This is a genomic window from Butyrivibrio sp. INlla14, from assembly GCF_900102515.1.
Classification (GTDB): Bacteria; Bacillota; Clostridia; order Lachnospirales; family Lachnospiraceae; genus Butyrivibrio.
In genome coordinates, this window is sequence record NZ_FMVS01000061.1 from 1 (window position 1) to 6,041 (window position 6,041).

A 6,041-nucleotide genomic window follows, 5' to 3' on the forward strand; every position below is an offset into this window, starting at 1 on the left:
GCATCATTATACAAAAAGTATCGTCCAGAAGAAGCATTCCGCCTAAGGAAACGGCTTGAAATTCATTACACGCCAAAGCACGGAAGCTGGCTGGACATTGCTGAGATTGAATTAAATGTAATGACAAAACAATGCCTATCAAGGAGAATTGAAAGCATTGACAAACTTAAGTCTGAACTCTCTGCATGGGAGTCAGAACGTAACGCAAAGCAGGCAAAGGTTAAGTGGCAATTCACTAATGATAAAGCAAGGATAAAGCTGCTTTCCTTATACCCCAAGCTTGAGTAAATCTCAGGCTTGGAGATTAAATTAATTCTGAACTTGCCACGACACTAGGGAACTTGGAGGATTTTCCTACAGACACGGATACATTGAATGAACAATATTATACTGCAGTTGCGGATATTATAGAAAAAGCTGACACGACAAAAAGAGTTGTGGCTGCTCCTAGATATTATATTCAGAATAAAATGGAAAAAAAGATCGGCAGCGAATTGTACTATGAATTAACTCTTCAGCTTGCAGGAATGTATGCTACGAAATATAACAGAATTACTGTGTTTAGCAAAATTGATATAGATACAGATTATTCTATACAGATAAGTTATATAGAAAGAGATCTAACTCTTTTAGGTGTAAATAGTAAGATAAAGGTGCTGAATAACTGGAAAATATCCATCGCACCTACTTGCTTGAATAGGATTGCGAAGATGGTAAAAGTGCCTTCGGCAATCAGTAGAAAATACGGTGAATATGACAGCCTTATGGACTATTTGACAGGAACTAGTGCCAATTTGCTTGATATTATCAATTCTTCCGATGAGGATTTCGCAAAAATATATGACTATATTTATAAGTCTGCTAAGACGCATATATTTGGAGATGTTCTCATAAAATTGCGCCGTGACTATTCTTTCCAGGCTTCCCCTGTTAAAAATGGAAAGCATACAGTAAGGTTTGCTCTTTTGTCCATGAAAGAAGAAATCCTCGAAAGCATCATGCCACGAGATAATTATTATTGGATGTATGATGAGCCTCATATTTGCTCAAAATGTAAACCTTTTGAATATAATCCGCTTGTTTCCAATCTTACTGGAACTAAGTCAACCAAGAACTATGTAGAGGCTGTATCTGAAGTGGTTAATAATAAAACAAAAGTTGACTGTGTTAAGCCATATTCCACGATGGAAACTCTCACAGAAGAAACAGGGGAACTCTATTTTGATATAGATAAAATTGGTGGTGCAGAAGCTATCATAAATTACAATGATAGCTTGGATTTATGGGAAAAAGCCAACGGGTATAAAATAAATATGGATCCAAGCACCAATCTGGCAGTTATAGATTCATACGAAAGAGACACTGTCAATATTCTAGGCAATTTACTTGGTAGATCCAGGTCTGGAAATATCGAAAGACTTCGATTGAATGAAAATTATATTAGAAGCAAAAAGGCTGAAATCACTGATATTAACAAAGAAATAGCTCTTAAATATGCTTTTGTATATTCAGGAATAATGCTTATATATGGCGCTGCAGGCACAGGGAAAACTACACTCCTTGAATATATATCAGATATGATGAGAGGATCATCGCAGCTTTTCCTGACTAAGACCCATACTGCATTACAAAATTTAAAGAGACGCATTGGTTATCATAGTAATGTTGAGTATTCTACAATTGATAGTGTGGCAAAATCTAGCATATACGTTAATTCAGAGATTGTGTTTATAGATGAGTGCAGCACAATTGATAACAGAACTATGATTGGGGCAATAGGCAAAATGTATAACGCCAAGATGATTGTTATGTCGGGGGACATCTACCAGATAGAATCAATTGATTTTGGAAACTGGTTTTACTATGCAAAAGATATTATCAGAGCCGAAGGCGCCAATGTCGAATTACTAAATAACTGGCGTACAGATAGCCCACTATTGAAGGCATTGTGGGATGAAGTAAGAAACAAGAAGCCAACTATAGAAGAAAAATTGTCTATGGATGGTGATTATTCTGAAGAATTGGGAGAAGCAATTTTTAAGCCAATTGATGAAGATGAAGTGGTGCTGTGCCTGAACTACGACGGAGTATTTGGTCTCAACAATATAAACAGATACTTTCAAAATGCCAATACAAGTGGAAGGGAATATACTTGGGATGATTGGATTTTTAAAACCGGTGACAAGATATTATTCCTGGACACAAAGCGATTTGAGCTACTGTACAATAACCTAAAAGGCAAAATCGTTGATATTGACAAGGAAGACGAAAAGATTACATTTACCATAGAAGTGGAGGCCTTTTTTACATCAGAACAATGTGCTGAAGAGGGTATTGAATTAGTAAGTATTACTCCTAATGGCAAATCAGTGATTCGTTTTGATGTAATTGCTTGGGATGATGAGCTGACGGATGAAGAAAAGAAAAAGACAGTTATTCCATTCCAGATAGCTTATGCGGTATCTATCCACAAGGCACAGGGACTTGAATATAATTCTGTAAAGGTTATTATTCCTTCCAACAATGCTGAAAAGATAACCCATTCTATCTTTTACACTGCAATAACAAGGGCCAAAAAGAGCTTGAAAATTTACTGGAGCTCAGAGACCATGAGGGATGTAATCAAGTCATTTACCCAAGAACAGGTAGAACAGATAACACTTCCAATCATAGAGAGTAAGCTGGGAATAACTAGTACGACAGCGGTTAATGAAGCAGTATAATTTTGAAATAAATATTCAATTTTTTGATTGACAATTGATATTTTATTGTGCGATTCTTACTGTAGACACGGTGATTTTACGTAGTTTTACGAGCTATTAATTGATCACGGAGAGCTTTTGGGACAAAAAATGATGACAAGGAGAGAAAAGCTATGATGTTAAAAGTGGAAAATGAAGAAATGGAGTACTATATCGAACCATATGAAACTGAAGGCAGTGGGATGCGTGAGACAGGAGTAGGTCCAAAAGCAATTACTCAGGATCTTATAGACAATGTTGGTAAAACTATCGGGAATATTTATGAGGGCATAAAGAGCCAAGTAAGCGAAATATCCAGCACTGCCGACGAAATTGAAATTGAATGCGGTATCAGCCTTAACACTGAAGGCAAAATTGTAGTGATCTCAGGAAAAGTCGAAGGTAATTTTAGGGTGAAGATGAAATGGGTAAACAAGAAATGAGTGATCAATACTATGAACGGTTAAAGAAATGTGGCTGTAAGATAAGCATAGATAAAAATGATGTTGGAACAGGGTGGATTTGTGCTGATAACTTGGCACTTACAGCTGGTCACCTTTTTGGCAATATTGATGAGCACAGCAAGATCACACTAGATTCTTGCGGTGTTTCTTCTGATGCACATATTATTTCCAGACATCATGACGACAAGCATGACTATGCGCTGCTGGCCATAGATAAGAAATTTTCAACCTATATGCCAATTCTCTTTGAAAAGCCAAGTGACATCAATTCCCTTAGTAATGTTGCTACTTATTGCTTTAGTAGTACCGTGAATCATGAGATGGTAAACGCTAGTGGCAAAATTAATGGCGAGACAAGTGAAACAAAGTACTTGAAAATCTTGTCTAAAGAAATTGGGGATAATGGAAATAGTGGAGCGCCTATTTATTCTTTAGATAAGCAGGCTATTTGTGGTATTCAATCACTTGCTGCTAGTAGTAAGTATTCTGCGGAAAGCAACACATCTTTGGCTTTTCCAACGTGGGAAATCTGTGACTGTGACAAGGAAAAGATTATGGCAGCCTCAGTAGGAGAACTTCCACAGAAGGCGTTTGAGTTGTCTGAGCCCTTTATAAAGGAAAGCTCATATAAGCTTTTGTCTGTAAAAAGCGGAAAGAAATTCAGAGCTTATACTGATGCACTTAATTCGGATGAGGGCTTAGTTAAGAATATTTCTGACCTGTTCTTGTCATGCAGCAGATGCATGGAGTATGAATCCGTAGTAAAAAAGCATAAAGCTGATTTAGGAAGCGCAACACTACTGGAATGGGTTAGTAAGAGAATTGAAGGAAGAGGTACTACCGGAGATGGCAAGCATATTCTTAACGTGGTTGGAACATGCGGTTCAGGAAAAACAACATTTCTAGGAATAGAGTATTTCTATCTTCTAAATAAATTTGTTACAGGTAAGTCTCTTTATGTTCCTTTTTATTTCAATATAGAAGACTTGCTAAGAAGAGATGAGCTGGAATTTTCTAATGAGAATGTAGAACCATCAACCATTCAGGAGAGTATTCTTAAATATTTTGATGATTTCATGGAAAAGTCCAGAGAAGTTTTGGGTGAGTATTCCCATGGAAAAAAGATTAATGCAGTCTACATTTTAGATGGCTTTGATGACGGCAACTTCCTGTCAGATGATGTTTATATAGACGGGGATATTTTTGAGCATGCCCAGAATATCTCGGAGAAGGACGATAGGATAATAACTGCTGTTAATACATATAACTATATCCAGTATTCAAAAAAATGGGATAAGTACTCAGGATGCGTAATCTATATCAACGAGGTAAATGTTATTTATGACGGTATAAGAGCGCGCCGTTTTAATAGGTTTATAGAGTCCTATTTAGCATTGAATAAGATTCGCGATGAAAGAAAGATCAGCAAAGTAAAGGACATAATCAGAAAGTACAAAAAATCACAGATAAGCCTGAATTTTATGTACAAGAATTATGAGTCTATCTCTGAAATGGCGGCGAATCCTTCATTGGGGGCTGAAGTTATCAAATATTATCGTAATATCATGAAAGATGATATTGAAAGACAGTTTGGCAAGAATTATGGCAACTTCATAAATCAAGCGGCATATTTCTGGTATTTTTATGGGGAAAAATATGACAAACTTAATGAACTAAGCGAAGATAATAAGATTTCGTATGCTACATTTTGCAAGATTAAGAGTAAGCCTGAATTGTGCAAATATTTGATTTCACAATATTATGTGCAAGAGGTAATTAATTACAAACAATTAGCATCCTCAGGTGTAGAAATAGCACAAAACTCAATTTTGCGAATGTTCATTTCAAGAGATATTTCCACTATGATCAGGCGCGAACTTCAGAACAAGCCGGAGGCAATCAATGCGCTTTCTATTGGTCTGGATAAAGTCCCTCCTCAGATGAAATCAATGCTTATCTACATTTATGCAAGACAAGATAATACAAATAGTAATGCAATAATAGATAAGCTCCTGAAAGAGGATACTGATTCCAATGAGATGTTGTACTATGTAGAAAGATCCAAGCATTTAGCAGAGATTTTTTCTGCCAGAGATCTTTCTGCCTGCGAAAAATACCTGATCATGCTGATTGGTGACTCTAAAAAAAGAGCGTTTAACAGAGCGTTCCAGCTAGCTTATTATGGGGATAGGAACCATGATTTCGGGTTGGGACTTACAAATGTTGATGCTTTTATTGATGACATTCATGCCGGACTTGATTTTAACAATTTCTTTTGCGCTGTCTCAAGTAAGATTCATTTGAGTATAGCCAGCAAAAAGAGATATAAACTCCTAGAATATGATCTATTTATGCTGTGTGACTTCATATATTCCAGGTTGCTTCAAGTGAAGATAGATAATCCTGAGATTGATGAAAAATCCTTTTTTTACAACAAGAGGTATAATTCTAAAACTGCAAAAGATGCCCATGAGGTATTAGAGGAATCAATTAATTAAAACTTTCCCAAATCGTCGGACTATAGGTTAAGCCCCTAAATCCGCGGTTTGTTACTTCAATTGTCAGAAAATGAGTGCACCAAAGGCAAAAATCCTTGGTAAACCGCATCATTTTCCCTGATTTTTACTGCACTTTGACATCAGATTTTTGTAAAATGGGACAAAGAAAACTTGATTATATAGTCCGACTATGGTATAATAGGACTATATAAAAAGGAGGCTTTCTTATGCCAGTTCCAGCAGATATCCGTGCAGTTCCCAGACCAGTGAATACTATTGTAGATGACAGTGGACGTGACGGCCCTAAAAGGTACGCCGTTAGAGAAAGAGCATCCACA

4 protein-coding genes are annotated in these 6,041 nt (G+C 36.5%); all 4 read left to right on the forward strand.

Features of this window, described 5'->3' with window-relative positions; translation table 11 throughout:
- Positions 1-288 (forward strand): transposase (locus BLO53_RS18680; protein WP_176757371.1); only part of this gene is annotated, 288 nt, incomplete at its 5' end.
- A gap of 182 nt (positions 289-470) precedes the next feature.
- The gene (locus BLO53_RS18685) at positions 471-2,723 is read left to right on the forward strand and encodes an ATP-dependent DNA helicase (protein WP_143003289.1); all 2,253 of its coding nucleotides are present in this window, start codon (positions 471-473) and stop codon (positions 2,721-2,723) included.
- 152 nt (positions 2,724-2,875) lie between these two features.
- The gene (locus tag BLO53_RS18690; protein ID WP_026488616.1) at positions 2,876-3,184 is read left to right on the forward strand and encodes a CU044_2847 family protein; all 309 of its coding nucleotides are present in this window, start codon (positions 2,876-2,878) and stop codon (positions 3,182-3,184) included.
- A complete protein-coding gene (locus tag BLO53_RS18695; protein ID WP_092065183.1) occupies positions 3,166-5,703 on the forward strand; it encodes a trypsin-like peptidase domain-containing protein in 2,538 nt (845 codons plus the stop codon). The genes BLO53_RS18690 and BLO53_RS18695 overlap by 19 nt, the downstream gene beginning before the upstream one ends.
- Positions 5,704-6,041: the final 338 nt, after the last annotated feature.

Excerpts from the sequence above, each read along its gene's own strand:
- BLO53_RS18685 (WP_143003289.1), top strand. The coding sequence starts at position 471 with ATGGAAAAAAAGATCGGCAGCGAATTGTACTATGAATTAACTCTTCAG.
- BLO53_RS18690 (WP_026488616.1), top strand. The coding sequence starts at position 2,876 with ATGATGTTAAAAGTGGAAAATGAAGAAATGGAGTACTATATCGAACCA.
- BLO53_RS18695 (WP_092065183.1), top strand. The coding sequence starts at position 3,166 with ATGGGTAAACAAGAAATGAGTGATCAATACTATGAACGGTTAAAGAAA.